Origin of the sequence: Stenotrophomonas sp. (assembly GCF_035634915.1) — a bacterium.
Taxonomy (GTDB): Bacteria; Pseudomonadota; Gammaproteobacteria; order Xanthomonadales; family Xanthomonadaceae; genus Stenotrophomonas.
Genome location: NZ_DASQCB010000018.1, coordinates 292,012 through 307,409, shown reverse-complemented (window position 1 = coordinate 307,409; position 15,398 = coordinate 292,012). Strand labels below are relative to the sequence as shown.

The following is a 15,398-nucleotide window of genomic DNA, read 5'->3' as shown; positions in this document are numbered from 1 at the left end:
CGCGCGGCGCGGGCCGCGCGGCCGGGTGGGTGCTGGCTGCCTCGCGCCTGTCGCCAGGACGTCGCGGGCAGACGGCGGAATCAGCGTTTGGGCGTGTAGCGGCCCTTGGACTGGCTGAGGAAATGATACGTGTTGTTCTTCGAATCCACCTCGAAGCCGACGCCGGACTGCTCCATGCCCGGGCGGGTCATGGTCACCCTGGCATCGGTGCGGGCGCGGCTTTCCTTCGGGAACACATCCAGGTGGTCGGTACGGAAGGTGGTGGGCACCACGCCGGGGGCGGCCGGGCTGTCACCGGCCACATCGCCGCGCAGCTTCATCTGGTCGCCCTTGGCGCTGAGCCAGCCGGTCTGTGCGCGCAGGGTCCAGTGCTGGCCCTCCTTGTCGGGCATCTCGAACAGCGGGGTGGTGATGTTGATGGTCTGGTCGCCGCGCTGGCGCTCCAGCAGCGGCGCGCGCAGGGTGGTCGATTCCTTGCCCTGTTCGTCCAGCGCCACGATCTGGAAGTCGTGCAGGATGTAATCCACGCCGACCTCCTGGCCGGTCTGCACCGGCCCCTTGTCGCGGTTGCGCAGGGCGGCCCAGCTGCTCAGCAGGGCCGCCAGCAGCAGGCCGATGCCGAGCACGGTGCGCCAGTTCAGCGTCGGAGCATTCATGCGCCGAACCTCGCCAGCACCGTATCGATGTGCCCCTGCGCGGCCAGCAGCACATCGCACAGCTCGCGGGCGGCGCCACGGCCACCGTCGCTGCGGGTCATCCAGTGCACGCGCTCGGCAATCCACGGGTGGGCATTGGCCGGGGCCACGGCCAGGCCGACCGCACCCAGCGGCGCCAGGTCGGGCAGGTCATCGCCCATGAAGGCCACCTGGTCCAGGCCGATGCCGTGCTGGGCGCACAGCGCCTGCACGCTGGCCAGCTTGTCGCCCACCGCGATCTGGGTGTCGATGCCCAGGTCGGCGCCGCGCCGCAGCGCGGACTGGCTGTTGCGCGCGGTGATCAGCACGGGGTGGATGCCGTGCTGCTGCAGCAGTTTCAGACCCAGACCATCCTGCACGAAGTACGCCTTGCTCTCGTTGCCATCCTTGTCGTAGTACAGCCGACCGTCGGTGAGGGTGCCGTCCACGTCGAAGCAGGCCAGGCGGATACGGGCCGCAGCGGCATGCAGGTGGGCAGGGAAGGCGGGCAGCGGGGACCAGGGCATCAGGGCATCAGGCTCGATTGGGGCGGGTGCGGGGTACAGTCTGAATGGGGTCTACCGACTCTCGGTTAAACCACCCGCGCCCGCAACAGGTCATGAATGTTCAGCGCGCCGACCGCCCGGCCCTGGCCATCGACCACGATCAGGCCGTTGATCTTGTGGGTTTCCATCAGCCGGGCGGCTTCCACCGCCAGCTGGTCGGCGCCGATGGTGCGCGGGTTGCGGGTCATCACCTCGGCGATCTTCGCCGTACGCACGTCCAGCTCGGTGTCCAGCGCGCGGCGCAGGTCGCCGTCGGTGAACAGGCCGATCAGCACGCCCTGGGCATCGACTACGGCGGTCATGCCCAGCCGCTTGCGGCTCATCTCCACCAGGGCCTGGCTGAGGCTGGCTTCGGCATCGACCTTGGGCAGGTCATCGCCGCTGTGCATGACGTCGGTGATGTGCAGCAGCAGGCGACGGCCGAGGCTGCCGGCCGGGTGCGAACGGGCGAAATCGTCAGCGGTGAAGCCGCGTGCGTCGAGCAGGGCCACGGCCAGCGCATCGCCCATCGCCAGCGAGGCGGTGGTGCTGGAGGTCGGCGCCAGCGCCAGCGGGCAGGCCTCGGCCGGCACGCTGACATCCAGGTGCACGTCGGCGGCCCTGGCCAAGCTGGACTGCGGCCGGCCGGTCATGGAAATCAATACGTTGCCCTGGCGCTTGAGCACCGGCAGCAGCATCAGCACCTCATCCGATTCGCCCGAATAGGACAGCGCCAGCACCACGTCGTCTTCGGTGATCATGCCCAGGTCGCCGTGGCCGGCCTCGCCCGGGTGCACGTAGAAGGCCGGGGTGCCGGTGGAGGCCAGGGTGGCGGCGATCTTGCGGGCCACGTGGCCGGACTTGCCCATGCCGGTGGCGACCACCCGGCCGCGGCTGCCCAGGATCACCCGGCAGGCCTTCTGGAAGGCCTCGCCCAGCCCGCTGGCGACGGCCTGCAGCGCCTGCTGCTCGATCTCGAACACGCGGCGGCCACTGGCCACCAGGGCGGCAGGATCGACGGAACGGGGGGGCAGGGAGGACTCGGCCATGCGGACGCCACGCAGCGGAAGTAGAATGAGGGTTCATTTTATTAGGAAAGCCCGTTGGACGCCGACACCATCCGCAACCTGATCGAAACCGGCCTGCCGGGCGCCCGCGCCGACGTGCGCGGTGACGATGGCGTGCATTTCGAAGCGACCGTGGTCTGCGAGGCCTTTGCCGGCAAGATGCCGCTGGCCCGCCACCGGATGGTCTATGCCACCCTGGGCGACCTGATGGGCGGCGCGATCCACGCGCTGGCGCTGAAAACCGTGACCCCGGCCGAAGCCGGCTGAACCGCAGAAGATTCCCAATACATGGCCAAGATCGTTGTGACCGGCGGCGCTGCGCTGCACGGTGAAGTGAGCATCTCCGGCGCGAAGAACGCCGTCCTCCCCATCCTCTGCGCGACCCTGCTGGCCGATGCGCCGGTGGAGATCACCAACGTGCCGCACCTGCACGACGTGGTCACCACGGTGAAGCTGCTGGGCGAACTGGGGGCCAAGGTCACCATCGACCAGGGCACCCTGTCGCGCGGCAGCGCGATCGTGGTCGACCCGCGTCCGGTCAACCAGCACGTGGCACCGTATGAGCTGGTCAAGACCATGCGCGCCTCGATCCTGGTGCTGGGCCCGCTGCTGGCCCGCTTCGGCGCGGCCGAAGTGTCGCTGCCCGGTGGCTGCGCCATCGGTTCGCGCCCGGTCGACCAGCACATCAAGGGCCTGCAGGCGCTGGGTGCGGACATCGTGGTCGAGAACGGCTTCATCAAGGCCACCGCCAAGCGCCTGAAGGGTGGCCACTTCACCTTCGACATGGTCAGCGTCACCGGCACCGAGAACGTGCTGATGGGTGCGGTGCTGGCCGAGGGCACCACCATCCTCGACAACTGTGCGATGGAGCCGGAAGTGACCGACCTGGCCCACTGCCTGATCGCGCTGGGCGCGAAGATCGAGGGCCTGGGCACCGCCCGCCTGGTCATCGAGGGCGTCGAGCGCCTGTCCGGTGGCCGTCATGAAGTGCTGCCCGACCGCATCGAGACCGGCACCTTCCTGGTGGCCGCGGCGATGACCGGCGGCAAGGTGACCGTGAACCGCGCGCGCCCGAACACGATGGACGCGGTGCTGTCCAAGCTGGTCGAGGCCGGTGCGAAGATCGAGACCACCGAGGACAGCATCACCCTGGACATGCAGGGCAAGCGCCCGAAGGCGGTCAACCTGACCACGGCGCCGTACCCGGCCTTCCCGACCGACATGCAGGCGCAGTTCATGGCGCTCAACTGCGTGGCCGATGGCGTGGGCGTGATCAACGAAACGATCTTCGAGAACCGTTTCATGCACGTCAACGAACTGCTGCGCCTGGGCGCGGACATCCAGGTGGAAGGCCACACGGCGATCGCCCGCGGCCACGAACGCCTGAGCGGCGCACCGGTGATGGCCACCGACCTGCGCGCCTCGGCGTCGCTGATCCTGGCTGGCCTGATGGCCGACGGTGACACCACCATCGACCGCATCTACCACCTCGACCGTGGCTACGAGAACATCGAAGAGAAGCTGTCTTCGCTCGGTGCCACCATCCGGCGCGTGCCGTGATCCTGCGCGGCCGCTTCAGCCCCCGCCGCAAGGCGCTGCTGGCCCTGGTGCTGATCGTGCTGGCGTGGCTGGGCTATGCCTGGTACGCCAACCTGGCCATCACCAAGGGCATCGAGCAGAAGGACATGGACTGGAATGGCGATGGCACGGTCAGCCGTGACGAGATCATCCAGTCGTTCTATGCCGTTGCGGTGAATGACAGCCAGGAAGGCAACCGCCATTGCCGCACCTTCGTCTGGCGCAGCAGCGGCCAGCAGATCCGGGTGGACTGCCGTACCGAGTTCACGCCGGCCGCCGCCGAAGAGAAGAAGTAAGAAAAACGCCCGCGCAAGCGGGCGTTTTTTTGTTGGACGCGTATCCACGCATGGCGTGGATCTACTGGCGCTCTGCCCCGGACGCGTCAGTTCAGCGCCTTGATGGTCAGGTCCAGCGCGTCGCGGCCGCCTTCGCGCTGCAGGATGCGGGTCGGCACCGGGAACTCGGGCACGATCCAGGCGATCTGTTCCTTGTCGCCATCCACGCGCGAGACCTTGGTGGCCTGGTAGCTCTTGCCACCCACGGTCACTGCTTCCTTGCCCACGACCTTGTAGGTCATGTTCTTGATGCGGCCTTCGTCGACCATGCGATAGGTCAGCGGCTTGCCGGCGGCCAGATCGCGGGCGATCGCCAGGTTGATCAGCAGCGCATCCATGTCACCGGCCTTCAGCGCGACCGGTCCGGCGCGGTCCGGCTTGATGTCGCCGGTCCAGGTGGCCTGGTTGCTGGTCCAGTTGTAGTTGGCCTGCACGTTGCGCTTCTTCACCAGCAGCGCCGAGCGGTCCTGGCTGCTCAGCGGACGCAGCTGGCCACGCACCTCCTCGAACACGGTGCTCTGGCTGAGGTCGGCCAGCTGGTTCTTCACCTGCAGGTTGTAGCGCCACTTGCCGGTGCCTTCATTGGCCAGGGTCATGGTGCCGTTGGCCTGCATGCCCATGTAGCTGGCCAGGTAATCAGCCTTGAACGGCTGCAGGGCCATCGCCGGCAGGCTGGCCACCGACAGTGCGGCAGCAGCGATCCAGGTCAGCGGGCGGGTCAGGGTCGTCATGCTCATACTCCTTGGTATTCGATCAGGCGCAGGTCGACACGGTCCTCGCCATCTTCGCGTTGCAGGATGCGCACCGGAGTGGGGACACCGTTGGCGATCCAGAGAATGGTTTCGTTCTTGCCGCCGTTGGTGCGGTACACCTTCAGTGCGTTGTAGGACAGGTCGCCGACCTCGACGTTCTCGGTCTGTGCGGCGGCCTGGTAATCGTGCTGGCGCACCTTGCCCAGTTCGACGTAGCGGTAGTGCATCACCGCGCCGGGGCGGGCGTCGCGCATCAGCGACAGGTTCAGCAGCAGCGCGCTCTGGTCACCCGGCTGCAGCGGGATGGGCTGGGCGCGGTCCTTCTTCACGTCACCGCTCCACTGCGCGGTGCCGGCTTCCCAGTTGTAGGTGCCCACCGCCTTCTTGCCCAGGAACAGGCCCTTGCGCACGGTGCTCTGGCTCAACGGTGCGTAGACGCCATTGCGCTCCTCAAACACGGTGCTCTGTTCCAGGTTCAGGCCGAGCACGCTGGCGAATCCGCGGCGGCCGACCACCTGCATGTCCACCCGCCACTGGTTGCCGCCGGTGTGGGTGACCTGCATGGTCGCATCGCCGGCCTCCTTGCCCTTGTAGAAGGCCTGGTAGGTGGCCGTGAACGGCTGCAGCGGCGGCGCTTCCCAAGCCATCGCCGGCAGCGCGGGCACGGCCGGGGCCGGCGGCGCCTGCACCATGGGCGCCGGTTCGGCCGACGGCGGGGTCTGCGCCCAGGCGGCACAGGCAAGCACGGCGAGCGGCAGCAGCAGGACGTTGCGCAACGGAATCGTGTTCTTCATGGCGGGCAGGAACCGCAGGAGGAGGCAGGATGCCAGCCCCGCAGTCAGCAGGGCGTGTGCACGGGCGTTACCGGTTCAGGTTTCCGGCGGAATCTAGAGCCAACGGGCTAAACAGGGGGTGACCGTCGAAGATCGGCTGCCCCTCCCGTTCAGCCAGGCGCCCGCCGCACAGCAGCTGCAGGGTGGCGATCAGCAGCGGGTGCTCGACCGCCAGGACCCGTTCGGCCAGGCGGGTTGCGTCATCTCCGGGCAGCACCGGCACGCGCACCTGGGCCAGCACGGCCCCGGCATCCAGTTCCGGCACGACCAGGTGCACGCTGGCGCCGTGTTCGGCATCGCCGGCTTCCAGCGCCCGGGCATGGGTGTGCAGGCCCTTGTGCAGCGGCAGCAGCGACGGATGGATGTTGACCAGGCGGCCACTGAAGCGCTGGACGAACCCGGCGCCGAGGATGCGCATGTAGCCGGCGCAGACGATCCAGTCGGGCGCAGCGGCCTCTACGGCATCGCCCAGCGCCTGTTCGTAGGCGGCGCGGTCGTTGAAGGACTTCGGCGCCTGCGCCCAGCGCTGGCCGGGCCCGACCCGTTGCAGCGCGGCTGCATCGGGGCGGTCGGAGAACACCCCCACCACCTCGGCCGGCAGGCGGCCGGCGTCGATCGCATCAAGGATGGCCTGCAGGTTGCTGCCACGGCCGGAGGCCAGTACGGCGATGCGTGCGGTCATGCGACGGCGGCCATCGGGGATCTCAGGTACGGGAACGGGCGTTGGCTTCGAAGGCCGCCTTCACCTGCGGCCGCAGCAGCACGACCAGGGTGAACACGCCCAGCACGGTGCCGAACGGGGTGAACAGGCAGGCGATGGCGGCCACCACCATGCACAGCAGGTGGCGGCGCCGCTGCTTCAGGCAACGCCCGGCATAGGCGATGAAGCCCGCCAGGCCGAGCCCGAAGGACACCGCGCAGCCGCCCATGATGATGAACATCCAGCCCATGAACTGCTGCTCGTGCAGCGGCGTGGCCTGGCCGTTGGAGTTCATCGGCAGGGCGCCGCTGAGCATGGCGATGCCCATCACGATGTGCATGCAGAAGATCAGCCCGAACACGGCGGCCAGGCCGGCCACCACGTAATGGAAGATCGACAGCAGGCGCAGGTGGTCGAGGTCCTGCGCGGTCAGTGCGGGCGCCACCGGGGCCGGGGGCGGCACCGGTGCGGCGGACAATGGGGGCGTGGCGTCCATGCGGGCTCCTTGGGTGTCGATCAGGCGATGCGGACGCGTTCGGCGCCGCTGGCGGTGACCACCTGGCCGATCGGCCAGTGGTCCAGGCCCTGCGCCTGCACGGCTTCGGACACGGCAGCGACCTGCTCCGGGGCGACGATCAGCACGAAGCCGATGCCGCAGTTGAAGGTGCGCCACATTTCGCTGTCGACCACGGCGCCTTCCTTCTGCAGCCACTGGAACACCGGCGGCAGCGGCCAGGCCGACGCCTGGATGTCCAGGCCGAGCCCCTCGGGCACGACGCGGATGATGTTCTCGGTCAGGCCGCCACCGGTGATGTGGGCCATGCCGTGGATGGCCGCACCGTGCGACTTCAGCAGCGACAGGATCGGCTTGACGTACAGGCGGGTCGGCGCCATCAGCGCGTCGACCAGCTTGACCCCGTCTTCCAGCTCCAGGTCGGCCGGCTGGCCGGCGCGGTCGTAGATGCGGCGCACCAGCGAGTAGCCGTTGGAGTGCGGGCCGGAGGAGGCGATACCGATCAGCACGTCGCCGGCGGCCACGCTGGCGCCATCCTTCAGTTCGCTCTTCTCGACGGCAGCCACGGTGAAGCCGGCCAGGTCGTACTCGCCCGGGGCATACATGTCGGGCATTTCAGCGGTTTCGCCGCCGATCAGCGCGCAGCCGGCCTCGGTGCAGCCGTTGGCGATGCCGCCCACGACCGCTGCGGCGGTGTCGATGTCCAGCTTGCCGGTGGCGAAGTAGTCCAGGAAGAACAGCGGCTCGGCGCCCTGCACCAGCACGTCGTTGACGCACATGGCGACCAGGTCGATGCCGATCGTATCGTGGCGGTTCAGCTGGTGGGCCAGCTTCAGCTTGGTGCCCACGCCGTCGGTGCCCGACACCAGCACCGGCTCGCGGTACTTGTTGGACAGGTCGAACAGGGCGCCGAAGCCGCCCAGGCCGCCCATCACTTCCGGGCGGAAGCTGCGCTTGACCAGGGGCTTGATCCGCTCGACCAGCTCGTTGCCGGCGTCGATGTCGACGCCCGCGTCACGGTAGGTGAGAGGGGAGGGGGCGGAAGACGGGGTGTTGGTCACGGGCGTCGGCGCTGGCAGGGGTTGAACGGGCGATTTTAACAGGCCGCATTGGCGCAAAGTCCGTATTCGGGCAACAATTCCCCCCGGATACGTCGAGCCAATGGATGTCCTGATGCGCCGCAGCCTTATTCTCACCCTGCTCCTCGCGCTGTGCCTGCCGGTGGCCACGATGGCCCAGAGCGGCCTTCGCACCGAGGGAGATGTCGCCACCGCCAGTGGTGCCTACGAGGCCGAAGTGCCCGTCAACAGCCAGGCCGAGGCCGACCGCAACGGGGGCCTGGCCCGCGCGCTGGGCGTGGTCCTGGGCAAGCTGTCCGGCGACCGCAACGTGATGTCCCGCCCCGGTGTGGTGCAGGCGCTGCGCAACGCCAAGGACTACGTGGCCAGCTATGACTTCAAGCAGGACCAGAGCGTGGGCGCCAGTGGCGCGCCGAGCTACCGGACGCTGCTGGTGGCCCGTTTCCGCGAAGATGATGTCGACGCGCTGGTGTCCGCCCTGGGCCTGCCGCTGTGGCCGCAGCCGCGGCCCAAGCCGGTGGTCTGGCTGGCGGTGGATGATGGCAGCGGCCCGCGCCTGGTAAGCGTGCAGCAGGCCAATGCGGCCCGTCCGCTGCTGAACCGCGCCATCGAGCGCGGCTTCAAGCTGGGCCTGCCCAGCGGTGGTGCGGCCGAACAGGCCCTGGCCGGTGCCATCTGGCGCCAGGACAGCGCTGCGGTGGCCCGCGCCTCGTCCCGTTACTCGCCGCCGATGCAGCTGATCGGCAAGCTCTACCGCGCCAATGGCGGCTGGCAGGCCGACTGGGTGTTCGTCGACAACGGCCGTGAGCTGAACAAGTGGACCAGCAAGGACGCCAACGCCATGCGCGCCATGGCTGCCGGTGCCGATGGCGCCGCCGATGCCCTGGTCAAGCGCTACGCCAAGGCCGGCGCGGCCACCGGTGCGGCCGGCACCTACCGGATCGTGGTGACCGGCATCAGCAGCAGCGAGGAATACCTGCGCCTGGCCGCCGGCCTGCGCCAGGTGCCGGTGGTGCGCAACATCACCCCGCTGCGGGCGACGGCCGACCACCTGGAGCTGAATCTGGAAATGACCACCGGCCTGGCCGGCTTCAACCGGATGCTGGGCGACAACGGCGTGCTGGTGCCGTCGGCGACCCTGCCGGCCCTGCCGGCGCCGATCGATGACAGCACCGGCGCGCCGCAGGCGGCCCCGGTCAGCAACGAGTACCGACTGCGATGACCCAATCCCCGGAAGCGGAAATCGCGCAGTTCCTGCGACGGCTGAAATACGTGGCCGTCGCCCTGCTGATCGGCTGGGTGGTGTGGCTGCTGGCCCCCATCCTGACCCCGTTCGTGCTGGCGTTGGCGCTGGCCTGGCTGGGCGACCCGCTGGTGGACCGCATCGAGGCTACCGGCCGTTCGCGCAACACCGGCGTGGTGCTGGTGTTCGTGGCGATGGTGCTGGTGGTCACCGCGCTGCTGCTGGTGCTGGTGCCGATGATCGAGCGCCAGATCACCACGTTGATGGCCGCCGTGCCGCAGGCGCAGGCCTGGCTGATGCAGACCGGCATCCCGTGGTTCGAGCAGAAGACCGGCCTGGAAGTGATGCAGTGGATGGACCCGGACCGGCTGATCGAGTGGGTGCGCAGCCACTGGCAGCAGGCCGGCGGCTTCGCCACGACCTTCATGGGCTATGTCTCGCGCTCGGGTTTCACCGTGGTGACCTGGATGGTCAACCTGGCGCTGCTGCCGATCCTGGCGTTCTACTTCCTGCGTGACTGGGACAAGCTGGTCGAGCGCGTGGCTTCGGTGATCCCGCGCAACCACATCGGCACGATCACCAACCTGGCGCGCGAATCCAACGAGGTGCTGGGCGCGTTCATCCGTGGCCAGTTCCTGGTGATGGTGGCGCTGGGCGTGATCTACGCCGCCGGCCTGTCGCTGGTCGGCCTGAAGCTGGGCCTGTTGATCGGCCTGGTGGCCGGCCTGATCAGCTTCATTCCGTACCTGGGTGCGACCACCGGCATCGTGATGGCGGTGGTGGCGGCGCTGGTGCAGGCACAGGGCATCGACCTGAAGCTGCTGCTGCTGGTGGGCGTGGTGTTCACGGTGGGCCAGCTGCTGGAAAGCTATGTACTGACCCCGCGCATCGTCGGCGACAAGATCGGCCTGCACCCGGTGGCGGTGATCTTCGCGGTGATGGCCGGCGGCCAGCTGTTCGGGTTCCTCGGCATGCTGCTGGCGTTGCCGGTGGCGGCGGTCAGCAACGTACTGCTGCGCTATGCGCACCAGCGGTACCGCCAGAGCGAGCTGTACGTCGGCGAAAAGCCTGCGATCGTGCTTGATGGCGTGATCGACGCACCCCATATCATCCTCGACCCCTACGAGAACGGCCCGGACCCGAAGTGATTGGTGTGCCGCAACTTCCGCTGGCCCTGCATTACCCGCGGGACCAGCGCCTGGAGACCTTCATCGGTGCGCCGGATGGCGCACTGGCGCAGCTGCATGCGATCGCGGTGGGTGCCAGCCACGACTGGGTCTACCTGGAAGGTGCGGCAGGCACGGGCAAGACCCACCAGGCGCTGGCGATGTGTTCCAGCGCGCAGCAGGCCGGGCGCCTGCCGACCTACGTGCCGCTGGCCGGCGCGGTCGGCCGTGTGACGGCTGCGCTGGACGGGCTGGACCAGCGCGAGCTGGTGGCGCTGGACGGCCTGGATGCGATTGCCGGCCACCGCGAGGACGAGATCGCGCTGTTCGACTTCCACAACCGCGCGCGTGCGGCGGGAGTGACCGTGCTGTACACGGCGCAGCGTGCGCCGGGCGAGCTGGGCCTGGTGCTGCCGGACCTGCGTTCGCGGCTGGGCCAGTGCGTGCGGGTGCTGCTGCAGCCGCTGGACGAGGAAGGCCGGGCGGCGGTGCTGCGCGAGCGCGCGCTGCGGCGCGGGCTGGCGATCGACGAGGCGGCCATCGAGTGGCTGCTGTCGCACACCGGGCGCGAGCTGGGTGGGCTGATCACGCTGCTGGACTGGCTGGACCGGGAGTCGCTGGCGGCGAAGCGGCGGATCACCGTGCCGTTCCTGCGCCAGGTGCTGGAAGAAGGCCGGCCCCGGTACTGAGGGTGGGGTTTTCTTTGCAGGGCTGCTGCCCTGCACCCGCTGCAAGCCAGAGCAACGTCAACGTCAAATGCGTGCATTCCGTGGGTTGGCGGGGTGGGTCCGGTTGAGGGGGACGCCGTGAACCCATCCATGGGGGCTTGGTCGCCGCATCCATGCGGCTCACACCCCCTCAACCGGACCCACCACGCCTTCGACAGTTGGCCGGTGGCCTCGGGATTCGACCTTGTGATGTGCTCCGCTCTTGGTAGGTGTCGACCTTGGTCGACACAGGCGAGCGAGCGCAGCGACGCGATCCGCTTCTGCTTTTCTTTTTCTTTTCCGTGGCTGGATGCCCACGGAAATTGTCCGTGGCCGGGCGGATGGGTTGCGCAGGGGCGCAGGCGCCATGGATGGCGCCTACGAGCTTACAAGGACGTACTTGCAGCGTCCCCTGCGCAGCCCATCCGCCCGGCCAGACGTCAGTGATCCCAACGCATCACGCATCCAGCTACGAGGGGCTCAGCCGTTCGCTGCCAACTCCGCGTCCAGCGCACGCAGCCGATCCACCGTCCCGACATCGGTCCAGCGCCCGCGATGGTGCTGCCCGGTCATCAACCCCTGCGCCATGAAATGCTTCTGCAGCGGCACCACCGAGAACTTCGGCGGCACGCGCTCACTGCCCGGCGCATCGCCGATCACCGCGCGCCAGTCCGCCACGATCGACGGCCGGTACACGCCGATGCCGGCGTAGGTCAGGCATGGCCCGGCGCGGTCGTGGTGCAGCTGGCCCTGCGCATCCAGGCGGTAATCGCCCCCGGGATGTTGCGCCGGGTTGTCCACCAGTACCAGGTGCGCCTGGCCCTGCGGTTCGGCGGGGAGGCTGGCGAAATCGAAGTCGGTCCAGATATCGCCGTTGACCACCAGGAACGGCGCATCGCCCAGCAACGGCAGTGCGTTGAGAATGCCGCCGCCGGTTTCCAGCGGGGTCTCGCCTTCGTGCACGAAGTGCAGCTGCAGGCCCCACTGGCTGCCATCGCCCAGCATGGCCGGGAACTGCTCGGCCAGCCACGCGGTGTTGACCACCACCTCGCGCATGCCCAGCGCGGCCAGCCGCTCCAGGTGCCACACGATCAGCGGCTTGCCAGCCACCGCAAGCAACGGCTTGGGCGTGTGCAGGGTCAGCGGACGCATGCGCTCGCCGAGGCCGGCGGCGAAGATCAGCGCTTTCATCAGCGCACCACGCGCATCGGGGCGGCCAGATCGGCCAGCGCCGGTTTGATGCGCCCGTCCAGCAGCTGCTGCAGCGCGGCCAGCTCGGGGTAGCGCGGCAGCACTTCATCCAGGTAACCGATGAAGCGCGGCACGTCGTCCAGATAGTGGCCCTTGTTGTCGCGGTAACGCAGGCGGCTGAAGATGCCCAGACACTTCAGGTGCCGCTGGATGCCCATCCAGTCGGCATCACGCAGGAAGGTGGCGCGGTCGGGCACCGGCAGGCCAGCGTCGAGCGCGCGCTGGTGGTACTGCGCCAGCCAGGCGTCCACGCGTGGCAGCGGCCAGCTCAGGAACGCATCCTTGAACAGGCTCACCGCGTCGTAGGCGATCGGGCCGCGCACCAGATCCTGGAAATCGAGGATGGCCGGGCCGTCGTCGACCGGCATCAGGTTGCGCGGCATGTAGTCGCGATGGGTCATCAGCTGGGCCTGGCCCAGCGCGTTGTCCATCAGCAGGCGCTGCGCCTGCTGCAGGCTTTCAGCCTCGACGCCCTCAAGGGTGACGCCCAGGTGGCGCTGCAGGAACCATTCGTCGAACAGGCCGGCGTCACGCTGCAGCAGCGCTTCGCCGAAGCGGCCGAAATCTTCCGGCACCGGGATCGCCTGCAGGCGCAGCAGCTGGTCGATGGAACGGCCGAACCAGGCATCGGCATTGCGCTCATCCAGCACCTTGGCCAGGGTCGGGCCGCCGAGGTCTTCCAGCAGCAGGAAGCCGGCCTCGAGATCCTGGGCGAGCAGGGTGGGCACGCGCAGGCCGTGGTCGTGCAGCAGGCTGCGCATGCGCAGCCACGGCTGCGGATCCTCCAGGCCGGGCGGGGCATCCATCACGATGTGGCTGCCGCCCGTGCTGGTGGTGCGCCAGTAGCTGCGCAGGCCGGCATCGACCGAGGCGCGTTCGACCACCGCGTTGGCGTCGTCCAGCTGGGTGCGGGCCCACTGCAGGCGCTGCGCGCTGCGCTGGGGATCGGAAGCAGGTTCGGTCATGCAGGCGGTTCCGGACGCGACGGGCGCGCCAAGCTCAGGGGAAAGAGAGGAAAGGGATGTCAGCGGCGTGGGGTGAACAGCCGCATCAGCGCCAGCACGGCCACCGCGCCGACCACTGCGCCGAGGAAACCGGCCGGCTCGCCGGGCGAATACCAGCCCATGTACTGGCCGAACCAGCCGGCCACCAGGGCGCCGACGATGCCGAGCACGATGGTCAGCAGGCAGCCCATGCGGTTGTTGCCGGGCATGAAGAAACGCCCGAGCAGGCCGACGAAGAAACCGACCAGCAGGATGTACAGCCAGCTGCTGCTGCCGAACAGACCATTCATGTGCATGCGTTCCGCTTGGGGTGGACGCAGCCTAGCAAGGCCAGGCTGCGTCCGTCACGGGTGCGCGATCAGCAGCAGCCGTGGTCGCCATGACGGGTGCCGCTGTCGGCCGCGACCGGCGAACCGCTGGTCTCGCCACGCAGGCTGGCGGCGTAGTGTTCGCTGATCACCTTGGACACGCAGGCGGTGACCTTCTTGCCCATCGGGATGTGCAGGAATTCGTTCGGGCCGTGTGCATTGGAATGCGGTCCGAGCACGCCGGTGATCATGAACTGGGCGCCCGGGAACTTCTCACCCAGCATGCCCATGAACGGGATCGAGCCGCCTTCGCCCATGTACATCGCCGGCTTGCCGAAGAAGGCCTGGCTGGCGTCGTCGATGGCCTGGGTCAGCCACGGCGCCATGGCCGGGGCGTTCCACCCGGTGGAGGCCTTTTCCAGGTCCAGGGTGACCTGTGCGCCGTTCGGCGGATCGCGCAGCAGCGCTTCCTTCAGCAGCTCGCCGCAGGTCTTGCCGTCGGCGGTCGGCGGCAGGCGCAGCGACAGCTTCACCGAGGTCTGCGGGCGCAGCACGTTGCCGGCCGATTCCAGCGGCGGCATGCCGCCCACGCCGGTGACCGACAGCGCCGGGCGCCAGGTGCGGTTGAGCACCAGCTCGGCCAGGTCTTCGTTCATCGGGCGCAGGCCGTCGACCATCGGGAACTTCTCGAAGATCTCGGTATCGACCACTTCGGCGGCACGCTTGGCCTGGGCCTGGCGCTCGGCCGGGATCTCCACATTCATGCCGTCGATCAGGATGCGGCCGGTGTCCTGGTCCTCGATGCGCGACAGGATCTGGCGCAGCAGGCGGAAGCTGGACGGGATCACGCCGGAGGCATCGCCGGAATGCACGCCTTCGTTGAGCACCTTGACGGTGAAGTTGCCGCCGGTCAGGCCGCGCAGCGAGGTGGTGCACCACAGCTGGTCGTAGTTGGCGCAGCCCGAATCCAGGCAGACCACCAGCGACGGCTTGCCGATGCGGTCGGCCAGGTGGTCGACGTAGGCCGGCAGGTCGTAGCTGCCGGACTCTTCACAGGCTTCGATGAGGACCACGCAGCGGGCGTGCGGCAGGCCCTGGGCCTGCAGGGCCAGCACCGCCGCCAGCGAGCCGAAGATGGCGTAACCGTCGTCGGCGCCGCCGCGGCCATACAGCTTGTCGCCGCGCAGGACCGGGGTCCACGGGCCGAGGTCGTCATCCCAGCCGGTCATTTCCGGCTGCTTGTCCAAGTGGCCGTAGAGCAGGATGGTGTCGTCGCCGGTCTCGGCGCCGGTGGCGGGAATTTCCAGGAAAATCAGCGGGGTGCGGCCTTCCAGGCGCACCACCTCGACCTTCAGGCCGGGCAGCTGCTGGGCCTTGGCCCAGTTTTCCATCAGGGTGACCGCCTGTTCCATGTAGCCGTTCTGCACCCAGTTGGCGTCGAACATCGGCGACTTGTTGGGGATGCGGATGTAGTCGACCAACTGCGGGACGATCTCGCTGTCCCACTTGTCATTGACGAATTGGCCGAGCTTGGCGCTGTCCATCTGAAACTCCGGTTGCATGGGCATGTGATGCCGCCATTCTACGCCTGTGCCGGGGGTAGGGTTTTTCCTACAGCACGTCGGGTATTTGGCTGGCTTTT

Annotated in this window: 18 protein-coding genes; 6 read left to right on the top strand and 12 right to left on the bottom strand. The window is 68.5% G+C overall.

Features of this window, described 5'->3' with window-relative positions; genetic code table 11:
- Positions 1-80 precede the first annotated feature (80 nt).
- The 3 genes from lptC to VER16_RS14420 all read right to left on the bottom strand — a co-directional run bounded on the left by lptC (position 81) and on the right by VER16_RS14420 (position 2,268).
- Positions 81-656: an LPS export ABC transporter periplasmic protein LptC gene (gene lptC, locus VER16_RS14430; protein WP_324809285.1), complete on the bottom strand. Its 576-nt coding sequence runs from the start codon at positions 654-656 to the stop codon at positions 81-83.
- A complete protein-coding gene (locus tag VER16_RS14425; protein ID WP_324809283.1) occupies positions 653-1,201 on the bottom strand; it encodes a KdsC family phosphatase in 549 nt (182 codons plus the stop codon). Before VER16_RS14425 ends, lptC begins: the two co-directional genes overlap by 4 nt.
- Before the next feature lie 65 nt (positions 1,202-1,266).
- The gene (locus tag VER16_RS14420) at positions 1,267-2,268 is read right to left on the bottom strand and encodes a KpsF/GutQ family sugar-phosphate isomerase (RefSeq protein WP_324809282.1); all 1,002 of its coding nucleotides are present in this window, start codon (positions 2,266-2,268) and stop codon (positions 1,267-1,269) included.
- A gap of 54 nt (positions 2,269-2,322) precedes the next feature.
- Here VER16_RS14420 and VER16_RS14415 point away from each other — a divergent pair, with 54 nt between their 5' ends.
- From VER16_RS14415 to VER16_RS14405, 3 genes are read left to right on the top strand one after another with little or no spacing between them, the layout of a single operon-like run.
- Positions 2,323-2,553 (top strand): BolA family protein, encoded by a 231-nt coding sequence (locus VER16_RS14415; RefSeq protein ID WP_021202589.1) that lies wholly within the window; start codon positions 2,323-2,325, stop codon positions 2,551-2,553.
- 21 nt (positions 2,554-2,574) lie between these two features.
- Positions 2,575-3,846 carry a UDP-N-acetylglucosamine 1-carboxyvinyltransferase gene (gene murA / locus VER16_RS14410; RefSeq protein ID WP_324809279.1) on the top strand — a complete coding sequence of 424 codons (1,272 nt, stop codon included), beginning with the start codon at positions 2,575-2,577 and terminating at the stop codon, positions 3,844-3,846.
- On the top strand, positions 3,843-4,160 hold the full coding sequence (locus VER16_RS14405; RefSeq protein ID WP_324809277.1) for an EF-hand domain-containing protein: 318 nt from the start codon (positions 3,843-3,845) through the stop codon (positions 4,158-4,160). The genes murA and VER16_RS14405 overlap by 4 nt, the downstream gene beginning before the upstream one ends.
- 86 nt (positions 4,161-4,246) lie before the next feature.
- On the opposite strand, the gene VER16_RS14400 is transcribed toward VER16_RS14405, so the two are convergent.
- From VER16_RS14400 to purM, 5 genes are all read right to left on the bottom strand, one after another.
- Complete coding sequence (locus VER16_RS14400) at positions 4,247-4,930, bottom strand: DUF3108 domain-containing protein (protein ID WP_108768044.1); 684 nt, start codon at positions 4,928-4,930, stop codon at positions 4,247-4,249.
- Between the two features lie 2 nt (positions 4,931-4,932).
- Complete coding sequence (locus VER16_RS14395) at positions 4,933-5,745, bottom strand: DUF3108 domain-containing protein (RefSeq protein WP_324809274.1); 813 nt, start codon at positions 5,743-5,745, stop codon at positions 4,933-4,935.
- Between the two features lie 67 nt (positions 5,746-5,812).
- Entirely contained in the window at positions 5,813-6,466 is a 654-nt protein-coding gene (purN, locus tag VER16_RS14390) for a phosphoribosylglycinamide formyltransferase (RefSeq protein WP_324809272.1), read from the bottom strand.
- A 22-nt stretch (positions 6,467-6,488) separates the two neighbouring features.
- Positions 6,489-6,980: a hypothetical protein gene (locus VER16_RS14385; RefSeq protein WP_324809270.1), complete on the bottom strand. Its 492-nt coding sequence runs from the start codon at positions 6,978-6,980 to the stop codon at positions 6,489-6,491.
- Positions 6,981-7,000: 20 nt separating this feature from the next.
- Positions 7,001-8,059 carry a phosphoribosylformylglycinamidine cyclo-ligase gene (gene purM, locus VER16_RS14380; protein WP_108764305.1) on the bottom strand — a complete coding sequence of 353 codons (1,059 nt, stop codon included), beginning with the start codon at positions 8,057-8,059 and terminating at the stop codon, positions 7,001-7,003.
- 112 nt (positions 8,060-8,171) lie between these two features.
- On the opposite strand from purM, the gene VER16_RS14375 reads away from it, so the two are divergent.
- The 3 genes from VER16_RS14375 to hda are packed head-to-tail and all read left to right on the top strand — an operon-like array spanning position 8,172 to position 11,175.
- Complete coding sequence (locus tag VER16_RS14375) at positions 8,172-9,299, top strand: DUF2066 domain-containing protein (protein ID WP_324809266.1); 1,128 nt, start codon at positions 8,172-8,174, stop codon at positions 9,297-9,299.
- Positions 9,296-10,468: an AI-2E family transporter gene (locus tag VER16_RS14370; protein WP_324809264.1), complete on the top strand. Its 1,173-nt coding sequence runs from the start codon at positions 9,296-9,298 to the stop codon at positions 10,466-10,468. The genes VER16_RS14375 and VER16_RS14370 overlap by 4 nt, the downstream gene beginning before the upstream one ends.
- Entirely contained in the window at positions 10,468-11,175 is a 708-nt protein-coding gene (gene hda, locus VER16_RS14365) for a DnaA regulatory inactivator Hda (RefSeq protein ID WP_324809585.1), read from the top strand. Before VER16_RS14370 ends, hda begins: the two co-directional genes overlap by 1 nt.
- 498 nt (positions 11,176-11,673) lie before the next feature.
- Here hda and murU read toward each other — a convergent pair whose 3' ends face one another.
- The 4 genes from murU to VER16_RS14345 all read right to left on the bottom strand — a co-directional run bounded on the left by murU (position 11,674) and on the right by VER16_RS14345 (position 15,300).
- Positions 11,674-12,384 carry an N-acetylmuramate alpha-1-phosphate uridylyltransferase MurU gene (gene murU, locus VER16_RS14360; protein WP_324809262.1) on the bottom strand — a complete coding sequence of 237 codons (711 nt, stop codon included), beginning with the start codon at positions 12,382-12,384 and terminating at the stop codon, positions 11,674-11,676.
- Positions 12,384-13,409, bottom strand: a complete 1,026-nt coding sequence (locus VER16_RS14355) for an aminoglycoside phosphotransferase family protein (protein WP_324809260.1) — start codon at positions 13,407-13,409, stop codon at positions 12,384-12,386. The genes murU and VER16_RS14355 overlap by 1 nt, the downstream gene beginning before the upstream one ends.
- A gap of 59 nt (positions 13,410-13,468) precedes the next feature.
- Positions 13,469-13,738 carry a GlsB/YeaQ/YmgE family stress response membrane protein gene (locus VER16_RS14350; RefSeq protein ID WP_079220926.1) on the bottom strand — a complete coding sequence of 90 codons (270 nt, stop codon included), beginning with the start codon at positions 13,736-13,738 and terminating at the stop codon, positions 13,469-13,471.
- Between the two features lie 68 nt (positions 13,739-13,806).
- Positions 13,807-15,300 carry a M20 family metallopeptidase gene (locus VER16_RS14345; protein ID WP_313144943.1) on the bottom strand — a complete coding sequence of 498 codons (1,494 nt, stop codon included), beginning with the start codon at positions 15,298-15,300 and terminating at the stop codon, positions 13,807-13,809.
- Between the last annotated feature and the right edge of the window lie 98 nt (positions 15,301-15,398).

Excerpts from the sequence above, each read along its gene's own strand:
- lptC (WP_324809285.1), bottom strand. The coding sequence starts at position 656 with ATGAATGCTCCGACGCTGAACTGGCGCACCGTGCTCGGCATCGGCCTG.
- VER16_RS14425 (WP_324809283.1), bottom strand. The coding sequence starts at position 1,201 with ATGCCCTGGTCCCCGCTGCCCGCCTTCCCTGCCCACCTGCATGCCGCT.
- VER16_RS14420 (WP_324809282.1), bottom strand. The coding sequence starts at position 2,268 with ATGGCCGAGTCCTCCCTGCCCCCCCGTTCCGTCGATCCTGCCGCCCTG.
- murA (WP_324809279.1), top strand. The coding sequence starts at position 2,575 with ATGGCCAAGATCGTTGTGACCGGCGGCGCTGCGCTGCACGGTGAAGTG.
- VER16_RS14400 (WP_108768044.1), bottom strand. The coding sequence starts at position 4,930 with ATGACGACCCTGACCCGCCCGCTGACCTGGATCGCTGCTGCCGCACTG.
- VER16_RS14395 (WP_324809274.1), bottom strand. The coding sequence starts at position 5,745 with ATGAAGAACACGATTCCGTTGCGCAACGTCCTGCTGCTGCCGCTCGCC.
- purN (WP_324809272.1), bottom strand. The coding sequence starts at position 6,466 with ATGACCGCACGCATCGCCGTACTGGCCTCCGGCCGTGGCAGCAACCTG.
- VER16_RS14385 (WP_324809270.1), bottom strand. The coding sequence starts at position 6,980 with ATGGACGCCACGCCCCCATTGTCCGCCGCACCGGTGCCGCCCCCGGCC.
- VER16_RS14375 (WP_324809266.1), top strand. The coding sequence starts at position 8,172 with ATGCGCCGCAGCCTTATTCTCACCCTGCTCCTCGCGCTGTGCCTGCCG.
- VER16_RS14370 (WP_324809264.1), top strand. The coding sequence starts at position 9,296 with ATGACCCAATCCCCGGAAGCGGAAATCGCGCAGTTCCTGCGACGGCTG.
- murU (WP_324809262.1), bottom strand. The coding sequence starts at position 12,384 with ATGAAAGCGCTGATCTTCGCCGCCGGCCTCGGCGAGCGCATGCGTCCG.
- VER16_RS14355 (WP_324809260.1), bottom strand. The coding sequence starts at position 13,409 with ATGACCGAACCTGCTTCCGATCCCCAGCGCAGCGCGCAGCGCCTGCAG.
- VER16_RS14350 (WP_079220926.1), bottom strand. The coding sequence starts at position 13,738 with ATGAATGGTCTGTTCGGCAGCAGCAGCTGGCTGTACATCCTGCTGGTC.
- VER16_RS14345 (WP_313144943.1), bottom strand. The coding sequence starts at position 15,300 with ATGGACAGCGCCAAGCTCGGCCAATTCGTCAATGACAAGTGGGACAGC.